This is a genomic window from Bacillus sp. SIMBA_074 (assembly GCF_046534555.1).
Classification (GTDB): domain Bacteria; phylum Bacillota; class Bacilli; order Bacillales; family Bacillaceae_G; genus Bacillus_A; species Bacillus_A mycoides.
The window spans coordinates 82,736-107,295 of record NZ_JAWRYM010000009.1 but is presented as its reverse complement, the minus strand read 5'-3'; the positions used below and the strand labels follow the sequence as shown (position 1 = coordinate 107,295).

Annotated in this window: 21 protein-coding genes and 1 pseudogene; 6 read left to right on the top strand and 16 right to left on the bottom strand. The window is 35.0% G+C overall.

Annotated features, from left to right (window positions below):
- Nucleotides 1-284 precede the first annotated feature (284 nt).
- The gene (locus SB773_RS12765; RefSeq protein WP_410590223.1) at nt 285-422 is read left to right on the top strand and encodes a hypothetical protein; all 138 of its coding nucleotides are present in this window, start codon (nt 285-287) and stop codon (nt 420-422) included.
- A 125-nt stretch (nt 423-547) separates the two neighbouring features.
- On the opposite strand, the gene SB773_RS12760 is transcribed toward SB773_RS12765, so the two are convergent.
- Nucleotides 548-1,915: a lytic polysaccharide monooxygenase gene (locus tag SB773_RS12760; RefSeq protein ID WP_410590221.1), complete on the bottom strand. Its 1,368-nt coding sequence runs from the start codon at nt 1,913-1,915 to the stop codon at nt 548-550.
- A 343-nt stretch (nt 1,916-2,258) separates the two neighbouring features.
- Here SB773_RS12760 and SB773_RS12755 point away from each other — a divergent pair, with 343 nt between their 5' ends.
- Nucleotides 2,259-2,432, top strand: a complete 174-nt coding sequence (locus SB773_RS12755) for a hypothetical protein (RefSeq protein ID WP_193665821.1) — start codon at nt 2,259-2,261, stop codon at nt 2,430-2,432.
- Between the two features lie 126 nt (nt 2,433-2,558).
- Here the strand turns inward: SB773_RS12755 and SB773_RS12750 are convergent, their stop codons facing one another.
- The 4 genes from SB773_RS12750 to SB773_RS12735 form a co-directional block, all read right to left on the bottom strand.
- Nucleotides 2,559-5,648, bottom strand: coding sequence for an AAA family ATPase (locus SB773_RS12750; protein WP_410590219.1), 3,090 nt, complete (start codon nt 5,646-5,648; stop codon nt 2,559-2,561).
- Nucleotides 5,645-6,802 carry an exonuclease SbcCD subunit D gene (locus SB773_RS12745; protein WP_410590217.1) on the bottom strand — a complete coding sequence of 386 codons (1,158 nt, stop codon included), beginning with the start codon at nt 6,800-6,802 and terminating at the stop codon, nt 5,645-5,647. Before SB773_RS12745 ends, SB773_RS12750 begins: the two co-directional genes overlap by 4 nt.
- A 15-nt stretch (nt 6,803-6,817) precedes the next feature.
- The gene (locus SB773_RS12740; protein WP_002085739.1) at nt 6,818-7,057 is read right to left on the bottom strand and encodes a DUF2584 family protein; all 240 of its coding nucleotides are present in this window, start codon (nt 7,055-7,057) and stop codon (nt 6,818-6,820) included.
- A gap of 184 nt (nt 7,058-7,241) precedes the next feature.
- Nucleotides 7,242-7,499: a hypothetical protein gene (locus SB773_RS12735; RefSeq protein ID WP_002012747.1), complete on the bottom strand. Its 258-nt coding sequence runs from the start codon at nt 7,497-7,499 to the stop codon at nt 7,242-7,244.
- A gap of 350 nt (nt 7,500-7,849) precedes the next feature.
- On the opposite strand from SB773_RS12735, the gene SB773_RS12730 reads away from it, so the two are divergent.
- On the top strand, nt 7,850-8,902 hold the full coding sequence (locus SB773_RS12730) for an enoyl-CoA hydratase/isomerase family protein (RefSeq protein WP_410590214.1): 1,053 nt from the start codon (nt 7,850-7,852) through the stop codon (nt 8,900-8,902).
- Nucleotides 8,903-9,061: 159 nt separating this feature from the next.
- Nucleotides 9,062-9,694 carry a LysE family translocator gene (locus SB773_RS12725; protein ID WP_085960726.1) on the top strand — a complete coding sequence of 211 codons (633 nt, stop codon included), beginning with the start codon at nt 9,062-9,064 and terminating at the stop codon, nt 9,692-9,694.
- A gap of 106 nt (nt 9,695-9,800) precedes the next feature.
- Here the strand turns inward: SB773_RS12725 and SB773_RS12720 are convergent, their stop codons facing one another.
- From SB773_RS12720 to SB773_RS12685, 8 genes and pseudogenes are all read right to left on the bottom strand, one after another.
- On the bottom strand, nt 9,801-11,261 hold the full coding sequence (locus SB773_RS12720; RefSeq protein WP_098634974.1) for a CoA-acylating methylmalonate-semialdehyde dehydrogenase: 1,461 nt from the start codon (nt 11,259-11,261) through the stop codon (nt 9,801-9,803).
- Nucleotides 11,262-11,300: 39 nt separating this feature from the next.
- On the bottom strand, nt 11,301-12,191 hold the full coding sequence (locus SB773_RS12715; protein ID WP_002012741.1) for an NAD(P)-dependent oxidoreductase: 891 nt from the start codon (nt 12,189-12,191) through the stop codon (nt 11,301-11,303).
- A gap of 16 nt (nt 12,192-12,207) precedes the next feature.
- Nucleotides 12,208-13,917 carry an acyl-CoA dehydrogenase family protein gene (locus tag SB773_RS12710; protein ID WP_044439787.1) on the bottom strand — a complete coding sequence of 570 codons (1,710 nt, stop codon included), beginning with the start codon at nt 13,915-13,917 and terminating at the stop codon, nt 12,208-12,210.
- Nucleotides 13,918-14,072: 155 nt separating this feature from the next.
- Nucleotides 14,073-14,981 carry a methylisocitrate lyase gene (gene prpB / locus SB773_RS12705; protein ID WP_410590211.1) on the bottom strand — a complete coding sequence of 303 codons (909 nt, stop codon included), beginning with the start codon at nt 14,979-14,981 and terminating at the stop codon, nt 14,073-14,075.
- Nucleotides 14,982-14,999: 18 nt separating this feature from the next.
- A complete protein-coding gene (gene prpD, locus SB773_RS12700; protein ID WP_002085755.1) occupies nt 15,000-16,436 on the bottom strand; it encodes a 2-methylcitrate dehydratase in 1,437 nt (478 codons plus the stop codon).
- 98 nt (nt 16,437-16,534) lie between these two features.
- Nucleotides 16,535-17,656, bottom strand: a complete 1,122-nt coding sequence (mmgD, locus tag SB773_RS12695) for a citrate synthase (RefSeq protein WP_410590208.1) — start codon at nt 17,654-17,656, stop codon at nt 16,535-16,537.
- Nucleotides 17,657-18,071: 415 nt separating this feature from the next.
- Nucleotides 18,072-18,343 (bottom strand): annotated as a pseudogene (locus tag SB773_RS12690) (HesB/YadR/YfhF family protein).
- 15 nt (nt 18,344-18,358) lie between these two features.
- A complete protein-coding gene (locus SB773_RS12685; RefSeq protein WP_016094095.1) occupies nt 18,359-19,504 on the bottom strand; it encodes an MFS transporter in 1,146 nt (381 codons plus the stop codon).
- A 235-nt stretch (nt 19,505-19,739) separates the two neighbouring features.
- Between SB773_RS12685 and SB773_RS12680 the strand changes: the two genes are divergently transcribed.
- Nucleotides 19,740-20,018, top strand: coding sequence for a hypothetical protein (locus tag SB773_RS12680; RefSeq protein ID WP_002085760.1), 279 nt, complete (start codon nt 19,740-19,742; stop codon nt 20,016-20,018).
- A gap of 82 nt (nt 20,019-20,100) precedes the next feature.
- On the opposite strand, the gene SB773_RS12675 is transcribed toward SB773_RS12680, so the two are convergent.
- On the bottom strand, nt 20,101-22,602 hold the full coding sequence (locus tag SB773_RS12675) for a PBP1A family penicillin-binding protein (protein WP_410590205.1): 2,502 nt from the start codon (nt 22,600-22,602) through the stop codon (nt 20,101-20,103).
- 466 nt (nt 22,603-23,068) lie between these two features.
- On the opposite strand from SB773_RS12675, the gene SB773_RS12670 reads away from it, so the two are divergent.
- Nucleotides 23,069-23,278: a KTSC domain-containing protein gene (locus SB773_RS12670; RefSeq protein ID WP_002035375.1), complete on the top strand. Its 210-nt coding sequence runs from the start codon at nt 23,069-23,071 to the stop codon at nt 23,276-23,278.
- 67 nt (nt 23,279-23,345) lie between these two features.
- On the opposite strand, the gene SB773_RS12665 is transcribed toward SB773_RS12670, so the two are convergent.
- Together SB773_RS12665 and SB773_RS12660 are read right to left on the bottom strand one after the other, a co-directional pair.
- Nucleotides 23,346-23,558, bottom strand: coding sequence for a YqaE/Pmp3 family membrane protein (locus SB773_RS12665; RefSeq protein ID WP_002085763.1), 213 nt, complete (start codon nt 23,556-23,558; stop codon nt 23,346-23,348).
- 300 nt (nt 23,559-23,858) lie between these two features.
- A complete protein-coding gene (locus tag SB773_RS12660) occupies nt 23,859-24,518 on the bottom strand; it encodes a DUF6944 family repetitive protein (protein ID WP_256485198.1) in 660 nt (219 codons plus the stop codon).
- Nucleotides 24,519-24,560 lie beyond the last annotated feature (42 nt).

The window sequence follows — 24,560 nt, the reverse complement described above, 5'->3', positions numbered from 1 at the left end:
TACATATCTTTACCTATCCAAAAAGGTACACACATTATGTATTTTTACAGTCTAGTGGTATGGTGGAGAGGTATAGAGATAACTCTTTGTAATACAATTGCTTTACGAAGTAATACTATATGAGTAATAAATATATCTACTGTATAAAAATATTCATAAGATGACGTCATGTCCTACAACTATATAATTTAACTATTCATTTTCACGGTAATTCCAATGTATATCAAGCATTTAAATATAGTGATATTTAGTTTACGAATTGATAATTAGGAGGCTGTTGTAAAGTGAATTACAAAAAGGGTATTTTAGTTGGTCTTATATGTATATTTGTATATTCATTAAGTGGTTGTAATTTTATTGATGGGTTTAAAAGTGGATTTGCTTCTAAAACGGAAAAGGTAGAAAACCAGGAGAAAAAATAAATCCGTACAAAAAAGACGACATTTTATATGTCGTCTTTTTTGTTTCAACTTTAAAGTGAACTCTCATTATTACCTTATTGCATCAAAGCCCGTCAGTCATTCCTTAGTTCAAAACCAGTAAAAGCTTACACTGTTTTCCATAATGATAAAGCATAAATCCAGTTTGGATCCCCATTTCCTTGATAATTTTGGACAGCTTCATACACCTTCCCTTCGTGTACGACTCTATCTCCCTTTTTATATGCCTTCTTTGAATCCCACGCTTCGTATGAAGCGCTTTCAGTTTTTGTAGTAACTGTGAATACATCGCTTTGTGCTGATTTATTTCCAGCCACATCAACAGCTTTCACCGTATATTTATATGTAGTATTAGCAAGCAAATTTTTGTCCATATGAGAAGTAGTGTTGGATATTCCAATTTTTTTCATTACGCCTGATATTTCTCTGTAGATATCGTAATGGTCTACACCGTCATTATCGTCAGACGGACTCCACATCAGATCAACGCTTGATGCTGTCGTTCCCATGCTGTGTAATCCTTTTGGCTGTGTAGGTGCTTCTGTATCAAGAGTCGCTACTGATATTTTCACTTTAACTGCCGTACTTACCTTCGATACATTTCCAGCTGCGTCAATCGCTTTTACAGTATAAGAGTATTCAGTACTTGGTTGTAATTGTTTATCAATAAAATGAGTGCCTGGTACTGTGTCAATAATCTCTCCATTGCGTAGGACCTGATAACCTTTTACCCCTACATTATCCGTAGAAGCGTTCCATGCTAGTTCTACACTATTTGCTGTAACTTTTGTTGCCTCAAGCCCATTTGGATTACTTGGTGCTTCTGTGTCTGGTTTTTCATTATTGACTAGATTTACATCAATTACATTATAGAATGCATTTGCTGTATCAGCTACATCCCATACCGCTAAAATAACATGGTATCCACTACGATCAGTAGGTACGTTAATTTTGTGATTTAAATTGTTTGAAGCTGCAGAACCATCATGTTGTACAGTTCCAATTGGCTCAAAGTCAGCTCTTGTTAGCGGTTTATTTGGATTCCAATTCTTTTTCGTAATGTAGTAATGCCATTGGCTAGTTAAGTGAGGAGCTGTATATTTCCATGTAAACGTATTCTCTCCACCAGTTATCGTATTTTTAAACCAACGATCTGCTGTTTGTTGATCTAGAATACCACCAAAATTACCACCTGCGGAAGCTATTTGTCCATCAACTGGGCCACCTTGTGGAAATCCTTTTGGAGCTTCTAAACTTTGTGGTTCATACATAACACTTCCGCAGTTCATGTTCAGTACGCCATAAGTTGGGCTACATAAAGCAGAACGACTTCCAGGTTTTTCAACAAAACCGTGCGCATATGCATTTTGAGGAATGAGAGTCGTGCCTATGATTCCAGCCGTTAATGCTACGGCTCCTAAACTTTTCTTATTCATTTTCATGTTTTGTAAGTGTTTTAAAATTCGATTATTCATGTTCGTATCCCCTTCTTGTTATACCTTGTAGTGTGATGAGGGCTTTGATGCAAAAGAATAACAATAAAGACACTTGTTTTTGGGAGTGCGTAAGAAACTCACACTTAATAATGAACGAATGTTTCATTCATTATTATTAAATATTTAACTTTACGGATATATCATGACATATAAACTACTGAAACTTGTGCAGAAGTTATGCAGAAACGTTGAACTTAATACTAACACTGGCTAAACATTAAATTCACTTAGATGCTTATACAGACAACTTCTTCATTTTTAACACATGTTAGGCATTTGTATATACTATTGCAAAACACATTCTTATTGAGGGGGAATTTATATGCCAACACCGTCACAAGAACAAGTTGAAGAAGCTCGTGAAACATATGTCAGTCGTATTATTTTACTTGGTGGTTCAGCTTTATTTTTAACAGGTGGTGTTATATCTGCAATTTCAGCCTTTAAAAGTTATAATCGTTTGGCAAATACGCCACCTTCTTCAAATGATTCATAATTCCATCGTTCATTCCTTTATATAATACAAATGCCGCCTCTACTATGGAGACGGCTTTATATAAAAACATTGTACCGATTTGGTACAATGTTCAAAGTAATGATAGATACTTTCAATTTGACAAGCTTATTTCACAACAAACCTCGTCTGACTACATCCATCCTTCTGCTTCGTTACTTCTAATACAGCTGGCATTGCGTTTTTCAGTTCTTGAACGTGTGAAATTACGCCGATAAAGCGACCTGATTTTTGCAAGTCGATTAGGGCGTCAACTGCTTTCGTTAATGACTCTTCATCTAATGAGCCGAATCCTTCATCGATAAACATCGTTTCGATGGAAATACCACCCTCATACGCTTGAATTACATCTGCCATTCCAAGTGCTAAGCAAAGTGATGCGTTAAATTTCTCACCGCCAGATAATGTTTTTACATCTCGGGTTTGACCTGTATATGCATCATATACATCTAATCCTAATCCACTTTGTCGATTCCTCTTTTCAACTCGTTCGCTTCGTTTTAAATAAAATTGTCCATTTGATAATTTACGTAGTCGTTCGTTCGCAATTTGAACAATTTGTTCTAAATACTCAATTAAGATGTAACGTTCAAAGGATATACGACTATCGTTATCCCCTTTCATTACTTCATATAAATCAACAAGTTCTTGGAATGCTTTTTCTTCCTCATGAATTTGTTCATCAATTCGTTTAATATTTTCATGTAAATCCGTAATATATGATACGGCGTTTTGAGCACGTTGTCGTTTTTCTTTAATAATATCAAGGCTAATTTCCAATTCTTTCACTTGCTCATCTAATGAAGAAATGTCCATATACTCTTTATCTTTTAAGTCTGCTTTTAATTCTTCAATTTGTTTTGTAAGTACTTCTAGAGATGAGTAATAACTTTGGATTTCTTGTTGTAACTTATCCATCTCAGCATCATTTAATTTGGATTCTTTATATGTTAATTGATCTGTAAATCCGCTTTGTTCTAGCTCTTTCATAAAGCGTGTGAACGTCTCTTCTTTCTTCTCTTTGGCACTATTAAATTGATTAGAAGCATTATCATGTTCTGCTTTAATACGTATATTTTCATTTTGCCAATGTTGATACGCCTCTTGTACTTTCTCCCATTCATCTTCCATTAACTTAAGTTCTTGCAGAGCTTGGTCAAACTGTACTTTCCAAGCTTGTACCGTTTGCAAGCTTTCCGGAATATTTTGCTTATCATGTTCATATGACGTACGAAGCTGCATACACTCCATTTCAGTATGGTGCTGCACAGTTTCTACTTCACGCTTTTGTTTCTGGAGTTCTTCTACTTTTTCTTCTACACTTTTTATATTCACAGCAATTTGCTTACGCGTTTCTTCACTTGCTTTTAACGCATTAACTTCTGCTGCTAATTGCTTTCCTTTTTGAACGAGCGCACTATATGTTTCTACTAATTCTTCTGAGCGATAGCCTCGCTTTAGCACTTCTTCTATCACTTGTTCATATTGAACTCGATAGAAATTCCACTTTTCTTCTAATTGAACATGTAATTTTTCCGCAATATTTTTCTTTTCTCTTAACTCATTTAACTCTTTTTCATCAATTGCATTGCTTTGCTCTGTAGCTTTTTTCGGGTGGTCCATACTACCACATACTGGACAAGATTCACCATCATGTAAATGAAGAGCTAATATACCAGCTTGTTCACTTAACCAGCGGCGTTCCATATTTTCATATGTACTAACTGCCTGTTGCATCTTATGAAACGCACTTTCTTTTTCTAGCTCGTATTTTTGTTTTTCTTGCCATACATCATATGCCTGCTTTAATACTTTTGCATCTTCTCGCATATTCGTTAGTTCTTCTACTTTAGCTACATATTGTTCAAGCGCTGCTTCTAATTGCTGTAATTCGCCAGACATTCTTTGTTTTTCATTTTTATGCGCTTCTAGTTGTTCATCTAACTTTTGCATACCTTCTTTTAATTTTCCTATTTGAATTTCAGCATTTTGCAAATTTAACTTTTTCTCAGCTAATGATGCAATAATTGGCTGTAACTCTTCTAGTCTTTGAACTTGTTTTTTAGCATTTTCTCGCTCGGATGCCTTATTCTTTAATGCTTCATATTTCTCCTGAGCAAGTGCAAAACTGTTCATTATATGCTCTTTTTTTGCGATTATCTGTTTTAACAAACTTTCAGACTGCTGTTCATATTGTATCGCTTCCTCATACCATTGCTCAAATGGTAATAATCGCTTCGCCTGTTCCGCATGTTTAAAAGATTTTTCTTTCATTTCGATTACGGCACGGTTTTCTTGTAAAATACTGTACTTCTCATTCTTTTGTTCTAAATCTTTGAATTTCTCATTTACAGCTTTTGCTGCATGAAAACGTGCCTCTGCTTCTTTTAATTGTTTCGTTTTGTCATTTTGTTCTAAGTGTAATTGCTCAACCTCTGCATTGTACCAAACTGTTTCTTGTTCTAATGCCTCTACTACTTGATGTGTATTTACATGCTCTTGCTCCACTAATGTCTCTAATAATGCTCCATCACGTATTGGTAATTTAAATACATTACGGAAATATAGCTCACGTTCTTTTTGTTTTTCTTGTAAGACGTCTTTCCATTGTTTACGCTTTTGATCTAATATCTCACGCATTAATTTATAACGATCTGTTTTAAAAATGCGGCGTAGTATTTCTTCTTTATTTTCCGTTTCAGATGTTAATAATTTTCGGAACTCTCCTTGCGGTAACATGACAATTTGGCTAAATTGATGTTTACTTAATCCAATTAAATCTTCAACTTTTTTATTTACATCCGTTACATGAAAACGATCGACACATGGAACTTTTTCCTCATCAATTACTTCATATAATTCGACTGCATGTCCTGTAATTGTTTTATTTCCTTGTTTTTTATGGCCCAGTTGTCGTTTAATTTCATAACTTTTTCCTTTTAATTGAAAAGTTAATTCCACACTTGTATAAACATCATCATCAGCAAATTGGCTACGAAGCATGTTTGTATCACTGCGCTCTTCTCCACTAGCCTCTCCATATAATACATAACAAATCGCATCAAAAATCGTTGTCTTTCCAGCTCCTGTATTTCCAGAAATAGCGAAAATACGATGCTCACCAAGATCTTTAAAATCGATTACTTCTTTCTGTTTATATGGACCAAACGCGGTCATTATAAGCTGAATCGGTCTCATCCTCGCTCACCTTCCCGTTCTTGCACTGTTTGCAAAACATCTAAAAATAGACGTTCTTTCTCTTCTGATAAATCTAGCCCTTTCATTTCTTTATAAAATGCTTTTAAAAGAGATAAATCATCCGTTTTATGTCTTGAAACAGTTACTTCATTTTCATCTGTGAACTCTCGTCTTTGAATAGATCTTTCAACATGCATTGCATTTGGGTATACAGAACGTATTTTTTCCATTGGCTGCAAGACAGGATTTTCATCTAATAATTTCACAAATACATAATCTTCACTCACTGGATGAAGCAATAAATCGTCTATTTTCGCTTCTACTGTACGCATTTTACGACGTGGTGTAAGTAAACGTTTTTCAATTGTTGTTTCACCTTTTTCATCCAGTTCCACAATATAATATCCTTTTTTATGCTTTTCTTCAGAAATAGAATATGCAAGTGGTGAACCTGAATAACGAATTGTCTCATTACGTACAAAATGCGCTTGATGTAAATGGCCAAGCGCCGTGTAATGAAACTTATCAAAATAATGGCTATTTACATATTCAGCACCACCAATTGAAAGTGGTCGTTCCGCATCACTCGTATTTTCCTCTGCCTCTCCTGAAGAAGTTACAAATGCATGTCCTACAAATATGTGTCTCGCTTCTTTATCCATCGTTTCAGAGAGTTCGTTCATAAAAATACGCATCGCATCATCATGAGAACGAACATCTTCATTTTTCAATACATGTCTAACAATACTTGGATCTGCATACGGAACGAGATGGAAATGAACCTCTCCGTATTCATCATTTAAAACAACAGGATTGTATGGAAACTGGAATTGTCCAACAATATGTAATCCTTGTTTTTTCATTAAATTACTACCAAAATGTATGCGGTCCGGACTATCGTGGTTTCCTGCAACTGCGATTATTGGTGTTTGTAAATCAATAACTATCTTTTGTAATACATCATTTAATAAGTCTACTGCTTCTGTAGGTGGAATTGCTCGGTCATATAAATCTCCTGCAATAATTACAGCATCCGGTTTTTCCTCTTCAACAGCTTGTACAAACTGATCTAACACAATTTTTTGATCTTCAGTCATATATACACCATGAACAAGCTTACCTAAATGCCAATCCGCTGTATGAAAAAACTTCATATTACCCTTCTCCTTTTAGTTTACTGATTGTAGTGAAACAAGCTGATAGTTTAGTGTAGTTTTTCCGTTCTCCCATTCTAACTTTTGGACAATTGCACTACCGATTCTTTCTTCGTTTGATTTATATAAAGGCAATATTTCTTGAATAGTAAATAGATGATAACCATCTAAAATTAATTGAAATAAATTATCTTCTATATGTAATCTTACTTCTTTTTCATTTGAAATAATTTTTGTATGCATCTCAAATTTCATGCTAGATACAACCCCTTTTTTCTAATCTCTACATTTTAATAGTATAGTGGTCATGCAAGATTGACAAGTAAATACACCGCGATGTACATACTTTTTTAATTATAAATATTTTATGTTTTTTTATATGAAATACGGTATGTGAAATTATTAATCTACAAAAATAAAAATGCCCTTTCAGGCATCCTTATTTTTGTAAGTACTCTTTCATAACGTAGTACAATACAGTTATTAATACAATCGCTACAAAAAACGCAAATACGGCCACAACATACCCATCTTTATTTAATAAAAAGCATATGGAAATAGATATTATAAAAATCGGAAACACGAGACGTACCTTAGCCTTCACTTCTTCTGTCGTATCTGTATGATGAAAATACTGTGTAATTCCTACCATAAGAGATGACAAAATAATAACCGACAATAGTAAAGGTCCTGGCATTCCGATCTCTCCTTTCTCTATTTCTAATTATATACAAACCCCGCGCTCTTTAAAAGTTAGATAATTCAGCCTTTTAACTTTTTCTACATCCACTCTTTAATTTACGCCACGTATACTAACTCAATATAAGTTATACATATAATAGCGCCTTCAACACGACATTTTCAAATAATAGCACTTACAGTAATGTTGTAATATTCCTCTTCATTCTCTGAAATCCTGCAAATATAACTCGTCAAAATATGCGATAAATACTAACACTAAGCACCTAATTTAGACAAAAATTATAGAGGACATTTCAGCATGTATCAAGAAATAAGAATAGAAAGATAAGTAAGGGAGGATTTATAATGACTGAACACGTTTTATTTTCTGTTAGCGAAAACGGCGTTGCATCTATTACTTTAAACCGTCCAAAAGCACTTAATTCTTTATCCTATGACATGTTACAACCAATTGGGCAAAAACTTAAAGAATGGGAGCAAGATGAGCGTATTGAACTCATCGTTTTAAAAGGAGCTGGGACGAAAGGTTTTTGTGCAGGTGGTGATATTAAAACGCTATACGAAGCACGTTCTAACGAAGTTGCATTACAACATGCAGAGCAGTTTTTTGAAGAAGAATATGAAATTGATACATTTATTTATCAATACAAAAAACCAATTATCGCTTGTTTAGATGGAATTGTAATGGGCGGTGGTGTCGGTCTGACAAATGGAGCGACGTATCGAATTGTAACAGAGCGTACGAAGTGGGCAATGCCTGAAATGAACATCGGTTTCTTCCCTGATGTCGGTGCTGCTTATTTCTTAAATAAAGCGCCTGGATATACTGGTCGATATGTTGCTTTAACGGCATCTATTTTAAAAGCTCCTGATGTATTATATATTAACGCTGCTGATTACTTTATGACATCAGATTCATTACCAAATTTCCTTACCGCACTTGAAAATGTAAATTGGAAAAAAGAAGATGTACATACTCATTTAAAAGAAGTTATTCGTACATTTGCAACTGCTCCAAACTTAGATGGCAATCTTTCTTCTTCAGTAGAAGAAATTAATTCGCATTTTGCATTCGATACAATTGAGGGAATCATTCAATCGTTAGAGAAAGATCAAAGTCCATTTGCCCAAACAACGAAAGAAAAGCTATTATCCAAATCCCCTGTTTCATTAAAGGTAACATTAAAACAGTTTATTGATGGCCAAGAAAAGTCAGTTGAAGAATGTTTCGCGACAGATCTTATACTCGCTAAAAACTTCATGCGACATGAAGATTTCTTTGAAGGAGTACGCTCCGTTGTAGTTGATAAAGACCAAAATCCAAATTATAAATATAAACAATTAAGTGATGTTTCAGAAGAAAATGTAAATCGATTCTTTAACTTACTTAACGCTTAAACAAAGAGGCCATATATTGTAGCACACTCTCAGCTACTCTATATGGCCTCTTCTTTTTAGTTAAATAATTTTAAATATAATTTAATTTTATTTAACTAAAATGTATGTTAAACTAACGTTAATCGAATTTTCTAAAAACAACAAAGGAAGGCGGATAACATTATGGAAAATTTTTTTCTGTTTATTATTATGTCTATATGTCTTATTATTCTACCCGGTCCTGATACAGCAATGGCTACGAAAAACACATTGATTGCCGGCAAAATCGGCGGCGTAAAAACTGTTTTTGGTACTTGTGTTGCGCTTTTAATTCACACTTTAGCTGCTGTAATTGGTCTTTCAGCACTTATTGTAAAGTCTGCTCTTTTATTTTCTATTTTTAAATATGTTGGTGCTGTATATTTAGTCTATATTGGTATTAAAGCCCTTTTAGCAGTAAGAAACACAGAAGACTTAAATACAAATGACGTTCCAATAAATAATGACAATAAACATACTTCTTGCTTTCGCCAAGGGTTTCTTACAAACTTACTAAACCCTAAGATTGCAGTCTTCTTTTTAACTTTTTTACCACAGTTTTTAAATCCAAATCATAATACATTTATACAACTTCTCGTTATGGGACTTACTTATCTCATTTTAACCGTCATTTGGTTTGCTTTTTATATATTTTTAATTGATAAAATTAGTGCTTTTATGAAAAAACCGAAGACACAGCGTTATATTCAAGGGATTACAGGAATCGTCTTAATTGGGTTTGGTATTAAATTAGCCTTTGAAAGAAATAGTTAACACAATACAAACGAAAATACACTACTCCATTATGAGTAGTGTATTTTCGTTTGTATTATTTTTATAATGAGTGGGAATGCACCCCACTCATTATCATTTCACTTTATTAAAACCAGCGCTCAGTTACAACTTTTTTACGTGTATAAAATTGAACGCCATCCGTACCATTTGTACCAAGATCTCCAAAGAATGAAGCTTTGTTTCCTGCAAATGCGAAGAATGCCATTGGTGCTGGAACATTAACGTTTACACCAATCATACCAGCATCAATATTGTCTCGGAATGTTTGTGCATGTTTTCCATTTGATGTATAAATAACAGCACCATTCGCAAATTTCGATTGATTTGTCAGCTTAATACCTTCTTCTAAATCTTTTACTCTTACAATACTTAATACTGGAGCGAAAATTTCATCTTGCCAAATTTTCATTTCTTGATTTACACCATCAAAGATTGTTGCACCAACAAAGTAACCTTCTCCAACTTCTTCATTGATTTTACGGCCATCTACTAGTAAAGTTGCTCCATCTGTTACACCACTATTAATATAGCCTAAAACACGTTCTTTATGAGATTCACGGATTAATGGTCCAACATAATTATCTTCGTTGAAACCGTCACCTACTTTTAACTTCTTCGTTTCCGCTACTAATACATCAATGAATTCATCAGCAATTTCATCAACTACTGCTACTACTGAACATGCCATGCAGCGCTCTCCACTACTTGCAAACGCAGATCCAATTACACCTTGTACTGTTTTTTCAAGATTGCAATCTGGCATTACAATCGCATGGTTTTTCGCACCTGCTAACGCTTGTACACGTTTACCATTTTTTGTACCAGTTTCATATACGTAGCGTGCCACTGGCTCAGAGCCAACAAACGAAACTGCTTGAATATCTTTATTTTCTAAAATACTATTTACAACATCTTTTCCGCCTTGTACTAAATTTAATACCCCTTTTGGAAAACCAGCTTCATAGAATAACTCTACAAGTCGCTCAGCTAAAAGTGGCGTTCTTTCAGATGTTTTTAATACGAATGTATTACCGCAAGCAATTGCAAGTGGGAACATCCATAATGGAATCATCATCGGGAAGTTAAACGGTGTAATACCAGCAACAACTCCGATTGGGTAGCGCCAAATCGATCCATCAATTCCACTAGCAATATTCGGAAGAGCTTGTCCCATCATTAAATTTGGTGCTGATGTTGCAAGTTCTACCGCTTCAATACCACGCTGTACTTCACCAGTTGCATCCGTTAGCGTTTTACCGTTTTCTAGCGTAATGATTTTTGCAAGCTCATCTTTATTTTCTTGTAACAGTTGTAGATATTTGTATAGTTGTCTTGAACGATTTGGAACTGGCACTTTAGACCATGTTTTGTATGCCGCTTTTGCCGCTTCAACAGCTTTTTCAACATCTTCTTTTGGAGAAAGTGGAACGTAAGCGATGATTTTTCCAGTTGCCGGATTCGGAACCGCTTCTACTTCCGTACCAGTAGATTCTACCCATTCGCCATTTATATGATTTTTCACTCGTTTAATTTCAGTTGTAATCATTATATTCTCTCCTTTTTTATCATGGTTTTTATAAGTGCACTATTTTTGATTAGAAATTAATTGTTCGCTAACTTTCTTATATAAAGCAGCCATATCGTTTTCACCATATCCTGCCTCACTCGCTTCTTCATATACGTTTAATAGCATCTCACTTACTGGTAAGTGAAGTTCACTTTCTTTAGCTAACTCTATCGCAAATCCTAAATCTTTCTTTAATAAATTTACAGTAAAGCCTGGCTCATAATTTTCTGATGCAATGAAACTTTTATAATTACGCTCATAAATTCTACTTTGACCGTAACTTACATTTAAAATATCAAACATTTTATCTAAATCCATATTGTTCTTTTTCGCTAATGTTAAAGCTTCACTCACACCAGCTGTATAAAAACCAATTAATAGATTATTAATTAATTTAACAGTTGTACCACTATCAATCTGCTCACTAACATGGAAAACATTCGCTCCAAGTACTTCCATGACAGATTCAGTTTTCTCATATACTTCTTTCGATCCACCAACCATAAACGTTAATGTACGGTTTTCTGCACCAATTACCCCACCGCTAACAGGTGCTGCTAAAAAGTCTACTTTCTTTTCCTTCGCCGATTCCTCTAATTGTTTGTTTAATTGTGGAGATACTGTACTTGTATCAATTAAAGCTACATTCGAGTGGCTATTTTCAAATAATCCTTCTTCCCCAAAATATACCGCTTCCACAGCACGAGGTGAAGGCAAACTTGTAAAAATCACATCGCATGTCTCTGCTAGTTTTGAGATTGATAGGCCGATAATTCCTCCTTCTTTTTCAAAGGAAGCTTCCGCCTCTTTATTCAAGTCCACTCCATATACTGTGTAGCTAGATTTAACTAAATTTTTAGACATTGGAAGACCCATGTTACCTAAACCGATAAAACCAATCTTTTTCATATCGCTTTCCTCCTATTTACACAATATATTTCCCGCGATTTATAATAACTTTCGCAATATCTCTCTTTTTCGTAAATAAGTTTGAGTATAAAGGCACTAATAATTGACGGATTTCAGCTAATATTTCTTGTCTATTTTGTTCTTCTGTGACAGCTGCTGAAAGAATGGAAATCGCAGCTTCTTCTACTTTACGATATCCTTCTTCACAAATAACACCTGTTATCATTTGCTTCGTACGCTCTTTTTCCTCACCATTTTTACTAACTGCTTTCCTCGTACGTAAAAATGCTGATTCCATGACGTACACGTCCGTCAACATATTTGATAATACGCGTGAATATTCTTGCTCTTGCTCAATTTTTAAACCTGGAGTTTTAGAGAGCGTTTTCAAAGATTGTTTCAACAATTTTTTCGCTAATAAAATGTAACGATGGTTTCTTTCTACATTTGCTACATCAATTTCTACTTCAGCATCTTCTATTTGCTCGATTTGCTTCATTAACATTTTTGCAACTGTTAATCTATTAATTTCATTCGTTCCTTCAAAAATACGACTAATCCTAGCATCACGATATAATCGTTCTACTTCGTATTCTTGCATATAACCGTAACCACCATGAATTTGTACAGCTTCATCTACGATATAAGCAAGTGTTTCAGAAGCGTTTACTTTATTCAGTGCACATTCAATTGCAAATTGGGACATTTTTTTCATAAGATCTTCATCACTCTCATGAATTGCTTCATCAATTACACCCGCTGTACGGTAAGCTGCACTTTCTGCTCCATATGTAGAAATAATCATATTGGCAATTTTCTCTTGAATCATCGTAAAATCTACTAATTCCGTTTGGAACTGTTTTCGCTCTTTTCCATATTGAACTGATAAACCGATTGCTTGTTTTGCTGTTCCAATATTTCCAAAAGCAAGTTTTAGTCTAGCGAAGTTAAGAATATTAAGAGCTACGTGATGCCCTTTCCCAACTTCCCCTAAAATATTTTCAGCAGGGATGACAACATCTTCTAAAATAAGCGTCGCCGTTGAAGAACCTTTAATCCCCATCTTCTTTTCTTCTAATCCTATTGATACACCTTCACATGTTCTTTCGACAATAAACGCTGTCATTCCTTTATTTGTCTTCGCAAAAACAACGTATACATCTGCCATATGAGCATTTGTAATCCACTGCTTCTCACCATTCAACTTCCAAGCAGTACCATCTTCATTCAATACTGCACTCGTTTTTGCACTTAATGCATCAGAACCAGCATTTGGCTCAGTTAAAGCATAAGCACCAATCCATTCTCCTGATGCGATTTTCGGCAAATACTTTTCTTTTTGTTCTTTCGTTCCGTAATATATGTAAGGCAACGTACCAACACCTGCGTGTATATTAAAAGAGACGCTAAAAGCACCAGCGTAACCCATTTTTTCTGCTACAAGACCTGAGACAGCCTTTCCTAACTCGAACCCGCCATAATCTTCTGGTACCTCAATGCCTAATAATCCAAGTTCCCCAGCTTTCTCAAATAATTGACGAGAAACTTTATAGTTATGTTGTTCAATGTTCTCAATTTGCGGGACAATTTCTTGTTTAACGAATTGTTCTGTCGTTTTTGCAATTAAATCTTCATCCCCTGAAAAATCTTCAGGTGTAAAGAAAGTATTGTTCACATCTTTATTGAGTGAAAAAAATTCATCCCATGGTAACTTCGTTTTCTCCATCTGAATCCCCCTATCATTTCGGCCTTCGTTGATCTTTGCATATGCTCGTCTACGATGAGTGGAATATCTTATTATTGAAAACAGAAGGCGATGATTTTTCACATCAAGCAGTTCGTTTTGCCAAAGATGTATTTTCATCGCCTAAATCCTTCTACCTATTGATCTTCAGATAATACTGTTTTTGCAATTCCAGTATCTAACTCTTCAAAGTCATGATATGAAATTGTTTCATATAATTCACTTCTCGTTTGCATATTAGAAAGTGCATCTTTTTGAGAACCTGTTTCCTTAATTAGCGTAAACACATTCTCATATGCTTTTGCAGCAACACGAAGTGAAGTTACAGGATAAATTACCATTTGGAAGCCCATATTCACAAATTCCTCTGCACTATAATATGGTGTTTTTCCGAACTCAGTCATATTTGCTAGTAAAGGTGCATTCACTTTGCTAGTAAATAAACGGAATTCTTCTTCCGATTGAAGCGCTTCTGGGAATATTGCATCTGCCCCTGCTTTTACATATGCATTCGCTCTTTCAATCGCTGCATCTAATCCTTCCACGCCGCGAGCATCTGTGCGTGCTACAATATATAAACTTGGCGCAACTTCTTTAATCGCTTTAATTTTTTGAACTAATTCTTCTGTAGTAACAAGTTTCTTACCATTTAAATGTCCACATTTCTTTGGTAATTGTTGATCTTCAATCTGAACAGCCGCAACTTTCGCTTCCACCATTTCTACAGCTGTCCTCGCTACGTTTAGTACTCCACCAAATCCTGTATCAATATCAACAAGAACTGGTAAATCTGTAGCTCTAACTAGATCCCTTGCTCTCTCTGCTACTTCAGTAGACGTCACAATTCCTAAATCTGGTAGTCCTTTACTTGCAGTGTAAGCAGCTCCCGATAAATATAGAGCTGAAAAACCTGTATTTTTCGCAACAAGAGCCGCCATTGCATCATGAGCACCCGGAATTTGCAAAATTTCATTTGCTTCTACTAAAGCTCGGAAGCGATTCGTAAGCTCCTCTTGTGTCGACTGTTTATTCACAACCCAAGCCATTCTAAATTCCCCCTATTATTAAATTAAGAATAGATCTACAAATTCGTTTACATTCATATTTTCTAGTTTTTCTTCATTTAGACAAGCTTCATGGATTTTTTCTTGTTGCTTACTAGAATAATGACCTGCCATATTTGCAGTGAATTTTCGAACAACTTTTGGAATTGCTTCGTCTCTACGGAAACGGTGGCCAAGTGGGTATTCACATTCCACATTTTCTGTTACAGTACCATCTTTAAAATGAACTTGAACAGCATTGGCGATTGAGCGCTTGTTCGGGTCAAGGTAATCTAAACTGTACTGTTTATTTTCAACAACAACCATCTTATTACGTAATTCATCTACACGTGGATCATTCGCTACTACATCCTCATAATCATCCGCAACGATATCTCCTTTTAATAAACCTATTGCCGTAATGTATTGTAGGCAGTGATCGCGATCAGCTGGGTTATTTAATGGACCTTCTTTATCGATAATACGAATTGCTGACTCATGAGTTGTAATTGTAATACGATCAATTTCATCTAATCTTTCTTTAAGTTCCGGATGTAATTTCACTGCACATTCTGCAGCTGTTTGTGCATGGAATTCTGCTGGGAATGACACTTTGAATAATACATTTTCCATTACATAAGATTCTAGCGGTCTTGCTAATTTTAATTCTTGCTTGTTAAATAACACATCTTGGAATCCCCATCCTGGTGCAGATAATGCCGTTGGGTAACCCATTTCACCTTTTAATGCAGTCATTGCAAGATGAACACCGCGACTCGTCGCATCACCTGCTGCCCATGATTTACGTGAACCTGTATTTGGAGCATGACGATATGTACGAAGACTAGAATTATCAATCCACGCATGTGATAATGCATTAAAGATTTCCTCACGCGTTCCGCCAAGCATTTTTGCAACTACTGCAGTCGTCGCTACTTTTACGTATAATACGTGATCAAGACCAACACGGTTTAAACTGTTTTCTAAAGCAAGTACACCTTGAATTTCATGTGCTTTAATCATCATTTCTAGTACTTCACGTACTTTTAATGGTTCTTTTCCTTCTGAAATACGAACGCGGCTAATATAATCTGCAACTGCTAAAATTCCGCCTAAGTTATCAGATGGATGTCCCCACTCTGCTGCAAGCCAAGTATCGTTATAGTCTAACCAACGGATCATACATCCGATATTAAATGCGCCTTTTACTGGATCTAGCACATAAGATGTTCCTGGTACACGTGTACCATTTGGCACGATTGTTCCTGGTACAACTGGTCCTAATAATTTCGTACACTCTGGGTATTGTAGTGCTAAAATTCCACATCCAAGTGTATCAAGTAATACGTAGCGAGCCGTACTGAATGCCTCTGCACTTGTAACCTCTTTATTTAATACATAGTCCGTAATTTCTTCTAATAATGCATCTTTTTGTTTAATTTCATTTGTTTTAATCATGCTATTCTTCCCTTTCTGTCGAAAATTCGTTATTATTAATGATGGGTGTCGGTCAAACACCCATCTGGCGGGCGGCGCTAACAACTCCCCAGTTGTTTTTATTTACTAAATGCATGTCGCTCGCCAATATAATTTACACGTGGACGGAACAAACGATTGTTCGCATGTTGCTCAATTACGTGTGCACATAGCCCTACTGTTCTAGAACTAAAGAAGATTGGTGTGTAAAGTTGAATTGGAATACCAAGCATCCAATATACTGGAGCAGCATAATAATCAAGATTCGGATAAATTCCTTTTTCCTTCTCCATAATTTTTTCTCCAGCTTCACACATTTCATATAGTGTATAATCGCCTTTCACATCACATAACTGCTTTAATGCTTCCTTCATCATAAGTGCTCTTGGATCCATCTTTTTCATATAAACACGGTGTCCAAAGCCCATAATTTTTTCTTTGTTATATAGTTTCTTCTGTAATAACTCTTCAAATTTCTCAACATTACCAGCTTCTAAAAGCATGTACATAACCGCTTCATTCGCACCGCCATGAAGACTTCCTTTTAAGGATGCAATTGCTCCTGTTAAAGCGCCGTATAAGTCGGATTGCGTTGAAGCAATAACGCGTGCTGTAAATGTAGAGTTTGGCATTTCATGTTCACTATATAAAACAAGGGAACAATCAAAGATTTTCTCTTCAAGTTCAGTTGGTTTCTTTCCAGTTAACATATAGAAGAAATTCGCACTATATGACAATTCTTGAAGAGGCTCAATTGGTCCCTCATTATTTAAAATATGGTAGCTATTCGCTACAATATTTGGCACTTTACTTAAAAGCTTGTATCCTCGACTTTTATTCACTTCTAACGAGCGGTTTTCGATATCACTATCGTAACCAGCTAATGCAGACACACCTGTACGTAGCCCATCCATAGGATGCGTTTCCTTAGGCAATGCCTTTAGAACATTGAATACACCTTCTGGCACTGCATATTCTTCTTTTAATTTCTTTTCAATTGTTGCTTTCTCATCCTCATTCGGTAAACGTTCTTCTAATAAAAGGTGCACAATGTCTAAATACTCTTTTGTTTTTGAGAGTTCGATTAAATCATACCCTTGAATTACAATTTCACCTTTTACTGTGTCAAGAAACGAAATTTTCGTTTCCGCTGCTACTACACCATCTAATCCCGGGGAAAATTTTTCTTCAGCTTTCATCATTATTTCCTCCAATCCTAATAGATCTTCGTGCACATAACTGTAAGCCTTTACAATAATATGAAACTACATTTCTATTTCAATGTATCAGAGTTTTTAGAAGATTTCAATTTATTTTATAATGATAAGTTTCCTATACTTTTACCGATGTAATAATACAATTTTTCAAAAATAACTTTCATCTTTTATAAAGAAAGGACAGACATCCTTTTACAATTTTTTAAAACGAAATATAACAATTATCTATATAATCCCACTAAATATACCTTTAATCCCTTTTTCTTCAACAAACATAAAAAACCGAGCTGCACTCATACACAGCTCGGTTTTTTATAATATTTATTTCATATTCCCATAAATATAATTCTTATATAAAATTTATTTATTTTTAATAAAATTATTATTTTACATAATTAAATTAAATTTCTTCCGTTTCTTTACGACAGCTTACAACTAATTCATAGTTTTGAAAGTACGAAAGATCATCAAAATCTATAAAAATAAACTACCGTCTTTCTCAACTGACACTATTTCCCGAACTGATTTCTCAGAAACAATCCCTAAAGAATATCCGGGCTGAATTGAGCTATTTCCTCCGTACCTTACAATACATCAAATAGATTCATCATGCTTTATACGCAATTCTTCCTTAAAGCATCGTCGAGCATCATGTTCAATTGAAATTTTCATCTTCGCTCTTCCTGTTTACGCAAAATCTTTTTTGCCTAATCGTTGTTTTACAAAAATGACAAATATAATTAAAGCTATTAATCCTGAAATTGCACTACCTGCGAATAAAATACGGTAACCAAACATTTGTGAAACAACTCCAAGTAAAATCGCACCTAATCCAATACCTAAATCAAAAGCGGTAAAGAATGAAGCGTTAGCAACTCCTCTTTTACTAGGATCAACAATTGTCAGCATCGCTGCTTGTAAAGCGGGCTGTGCTGAACCGAATCCAACACCATATAATGCCGCTGCAATCATTACACCTATCAAACCATTTGAAATCGTTAGTACAACTATCGCTAAAATAGTAATACATAGTGCCGGAAGTATGATAAAAACTTCTCCATACTTATCTAATAGTTTTCCTGAAATAGGTCGTACAATTGTTAAAGCAATTGCATATACAAGAAAGAATGTCCCAGGATTCACATCAATTGATGACGCGAATAACGGTAAAAATGTTGTTATTCCTCCATATGCAAATGATAAAAAGAAAACAACAACCGTTATTGATAAAACGGATTTTTCAAACAGCTGAATTTTCCCTTTTTCTTTTTGTGGCGTGAATGGCATTTTCGTTATTAACGATAATACGACTGCCATAAAGGATAAAAGAGTTGCTAACAAGAATAGACCATGAAATGAATAATTTTGTACAACCCATAATCCAATCATCGGGCCAATTGCCATCGCGATTGTCATCGCCATGCCATACCAGCCCATCCCTTCACCACGACGTGAATCTGGAATAATATCAGTTATCGCTGTTCCAACTGCTGTTGTAGAAACAGCCCACGTCACTCCGTGAATAACGCGTAAAACAGCTAAAAGGACAATAGTCGATGCTAAATTATACGAATACATCGTTATCCCAAAAAATATGAGTCCGAAAATAATAAAAGATCTTCTACCATATTGATCTAACATACCTCCAATAATCGGTCGTATTACAACTGCCGCTATTGTAAACATTCCCATCATCAGTCCAACTTGCGATTCATTTCCACCAATCTCTTTAATAAAGAGCGGGAGCGTTGGAACAAGTAAATAAAACCCCGTAAATAAAAATAACATCGCGATAGTCATTTGTATAAATGATTTCGTCCATAATCGTTCCATTAAAATCCCTCCATAAACACGTAAAATATTACAATCAACACATCAATTGTATATTTTTCATGTTCCCTTGCCCTCCGCTAATAGACGTATCTTTTCATAATAAATGGTCTACCATCAATTTAAGTTGGTCTTACGACTTTATGCCTATGTTTTAAGCAAAAAACCTATATATGTACCTTTATATGTTTTAGAAGAATATACTATTTTATTATTAAACTTAGGAGTGATCGTTTTCATGTGGGTATCACCAAGAATAACCGCCGTTGTCCCATCAGCTCCCTCAATACATGTTCCTGTCGTTCATACAGCTAGTTCTGATGTTGGTATCGAACTTCCTGCCGCTTGGCAACAATATCAATCGACTGACCAAGTCACCCCTTCATTTTGGCATCATGGTACACACCCAAGTAGTACTACTTTTTATGGCCCTAGTTATCCAATACCGCCAACTCAAATTTTTTATCATTTCCCATCAATTTACTTTCAAAATTTCTATGGTACTTTTAATATTTAAAAATAATATTACTCTTTATAATACAAAAAGCACCAAAGAAACCGTTTTTCCCGGTACCTTCGGTGCTTTTAAAATGCATTATTTATTGTCCATTATTGGAAGGAGCCTCTCCTGTGTTCCCGCCAGTAGTTGGTGGGGTTGGAGTTTCTTGGCCACCTCCAGTGGTTGGTGGATTTGGAGTTCCTTGGCCACCTCCAGTGGTTGGTGGATTTGGAGTTCCTTGGCCACCTCCAGTGGTTGGCGGATTTGGAGTTCCCTGACCCCCTCCAGTGGTTGGTGGATTTGGAGTTCCTTGGCCACCTCCAGTGGTTGGTGGATTTGGAGTTCCTTGGTCACCTCCATTAGTTGGTGGATTTGGAGTTCCTTGACCATTTCCATTGTTTTGTTCATTTTGCTTATTCTGTTCATCTTGTTTCTTTTGCTCTTCTTGCTTCTTAAGTTCATCTTGTTTCTTTTGCTCTTCTTGTTTCTTAAGTTCTTCCTGTTTCTTTAATTCCTCTTGATTTTTCTCTTCTTCAGTTTTTTGCTGTTGATCTTGTTTTGGTTGTTCCGTTGTATCCGGTACGCTAGTATTTGGAGATGAATCACGTTTTTCACCTTTTATACGCAATTCACTACCTTCTTGAATAACACTACTTGGCATTTTAAAGCGTGATTTATCTGTAGCCATCTTTCTCATCATTTCTTTAAAGATCAACTGTGCAATTTTCGTATTTTTACTACTAATATACTCGTCTTTACCATCTTTCGTATATCCAGTCCATACTGCCATCGTATATTGCGGTGTATATCCTGCAAACCAACTATCACGAGTTGCACTTTCTGGAATTCCATATTGTGCTAGTTGTTTTGAAGAATAGTTAGTTGTACCTGTTTTACCAGCTACATCTAAAGAGGCCACATTTGCCGATGTACCAGTACCTGATGTAACTACAGAACGAAGCATATCAGTAATCATATATGCTGTAGAATCCGCCATAACTGGTTTTGGTTTTTGTCCAAAACTTTGTGACTTGCCGTCTGGATAAACTACTTTCTTAACAAAATGCGGCTTCGTATACTTACCGTCATTCCCAAATGCCGCATAAGCACCTGCAATTTCAGTTGGTGACGCTTCATTTGTACCGATCGCTGTTGATTCTGTCGGTGCTACATTAAATGTAATACCTAATTTCTCAGAGAACTCTTTCGATTTACTAATACCTACCTCTTTAGCTGTTTTAATAGCTGGGATATTACGTGACTTTGTTAGTGCTTCACGCATTGAGATTGGCCCTAAATGACTTCTATCTGCATTTCTCACTTCTTGGCCAGTTGAATACTTAAATGGAGAGTCATCGATTTGATGATACGTAGCCCATTTTAAATATTCAATAGCCGGTGCATAATCAAAGATTGGCTTCATCGTTGAACCAGCTGCACGATCTAATTCAATCGCCATATTATGTCCTTTAAATACTGCTTTATTTTCACCGCGCCCACTACCTATAGCGCGAACTTCTCCAGTTTTCGTATCCATAAATGTGAAAGCACCTTGGAACTTATCGTTTGGATAATTAATAATATTTGCATTTAAAAGCTGATCAGCAAAATCTTGCGCTTTTGGATCCAAAGTTGTATAAATTTCTAAACCGTCAGACCCAATATTAACATCTGGTATTTCTTTTTCTACTTCTTTCACAACTGCATCCATAAATGCAGTATGTGGCATCGCTTGTAGTTCAGCTGCACTCTTAATATTTTTATCCACTGGTACTTTCGATGCTTCTTCCATTTCTGCCTTTGTAATATAACCATGTCGATTCATTAATCCTAGTACAGTATTTCTTCTTTCTGTTGCCCTTTGAACATTTTCTTTTTTCGTTGGGTCATAGTTATTCGGTGCTTTTGGTAAGCCAGCTAGCATCGCAACTTCTGGTAATGTTAAATCTTTCAATTCTTTACCGTAGTAGTTTTGTGCTGCTGTTGCGATTCCATATGAACGATTACCTAAATTAATTTTATTTAAATACATCTCTAAAATTTCATGTTTTGAATACTGTTGTTCTAACTTATACGCTAAATATATTTCCTGAACTTTACGTTTTGATGTTTTTTCCATCGATAAGAAGTAGTTTTTAATAACTTGCTGCGTTATCGTACTTCCACCTTGTGAACCGTAATCTCCCTTAAGACTAACTAAAACTGCACGAGCAGTACCTTTAAAATCTACTCCGCTATGCTCATAAAAACGCGAATCTTCTGTTGCTAAAAATGCATTTTCTACCAATTTAGGGATTTGATCATACGTAACATTCGTCCGCTTTTCTTTCCCATATTCATATACCAAATTCCCGTCTTTATCATAAATTTTTGAGGATAACGGATTAACAAGTTTTGCTTTCTCAAGTTTTGGTGCATCCTTAATCATTACGAAAAAGGTAGCAACCCCTGCCACTAAACCTACAATACCAAGTAGTAAACAACTGATTAAAAATTTACGAAAAAACGATGTTTTACCTTTTGGTTTTGTTTTTTTAGAAGCTGGCTGTTTTTTCTTTTGAACTTGTCTTCGCTCCTCTCGAGAACGATAATTTTCTGACATGTTACTTTCTCCTGCCTTTCAATTCTCCCGTTGATTTACTTGAAAATATTGAGGTCACTTTCCCAAATACATTTAATCAAGAAAGTATATTGACCTGGAGCATTCAATATTTTCCCAATTCACAGATTATACATTTTAGAATACTTCTTATACAAACTATTTTCACTTCTATTTTTTCTAATAATACTGCCCCTTAAAGCATAGAATGTAAGAAGTGAATTTTTAATACCTCGTATAAATAATATACCTTTTTTTCAAATGGTCAATATTTTCTTATTTATAAATCAAAGGTGAAATAAAAATAGCACAACGATATGTACTTCGTGTGAACTTCCTTATAATTACGTATAACAAACATTTAATATATTGCATATAAGTATAATACTCCTTTAATTATTAGGATTTCAACACGACAATCCCCTTCTCTACAAGAAACCATCTAAAATGAAAAATAAGGAGTTGCGTAATGATGGAGCTATCTCCCGTTATTTCAAAAAAATTAGTTGCTGTTGGCTATAATCCTTTTTCTATGATTTTACGTATTCAACTAAAGAATGGTATGTATGATTTCTTTAATGTGCCAGAAAGCATTTACACCGGTTTATTAAACGCACACTCTAAAAGTTATTATCATAATACTTATATTAAAAATTCTTACCGCTATACTAAAATTTAAACTTGATTGACATACAAAAAAGAAAGGCGAATCAAATCCCCTTTCTTTTTTGTATGTCAATCGCAATTTACCTTCTATTTCTTTTATTAATTTCATCATACGCTTGAACTTGTTTCTTAAGTCGCCTGTCGGCTTTTTTATCATGTACGACAAGAACTGCGTGTATCGCTCCTGGAACCCAAAAAATTAAGGTTAAAATGAAATTAATAATCGCTTGAAACGGCTTTCCGCAAAATAAAACAGCTACCGGCGGAAGTAAAATTGCTAATAAATACATCATGTCTGAAAAACTCCTTAATGTTTATTTTTCGATTCTTCCCCATCCATCTCCTACACTATCAAACCTATGAAATCATGTTATTTCTAAAAGCGTATATAAGAACTCATCATTACAAAAATCACATATAATAGTATAACTAAATGAGAAGCCTCTCACTAACGTTAACAAGTTATTTTCAGCTGTTCATTTATATGTATATTCTACGCCTCTATGAAAAAGCCTACAAAAACAATTAACACATCCATCTTGTCCTACTTCTAAAATTGAAATACTCCAAACTTCATTGAAATGAGTATTTCATCACCTTTTCTTAGATTCCAATCGTTGTTCCTCTACTATTTCGGTTAATCCAATTGCTGAAATTACAGTACCTATTGCCTGTATCCAAATACCTATTAGCCCTATTATACGTTGATCTTCTTTATCTATATTACTGTCTTCTTTTCCCTTTTCTTCTTTTGGTATATTTTTAATACCTTCATATGCTTGTAATCCCGCACCTAAACTTTGCATTGAATTCCCTAATACGATAATCCACTGTATTCCATTTATCTCATTCAATGCTACTTCTACTCCTAAAAAAGCGCCAATTGATTGCAAACTATTTCCAGTAATTATAAGGAAATCATTTTCTTTCATTTGTTCATTGAGATTAAAATACGTTCCTATTACATTTGAAATATTACCTAAAGCTAATAACTCAATCCCCGTTTTCGCTAGCGCTTTATTTTTATTATCTATAGTTACCTCTTGCTTCTCACATTTATCTTCATCTTTCACATCATTAGTTGCTATAATTTGTAATATATATCCGAGAGCTTGTAATGAACTCCCTACAATAACGAGATCCGACTCAATCTTTCCTTCCCCTGCAAACCCTCTAGTTGTTCCAATTGCTGCTATAAGATTTCCTCCTACTTGAAACCAGGCTCCTGTCAATTCTAAATCGCGTAGGTTCATTTCCCATCACCTATATTTAAATTTTCTAGTCCATTCAAAACA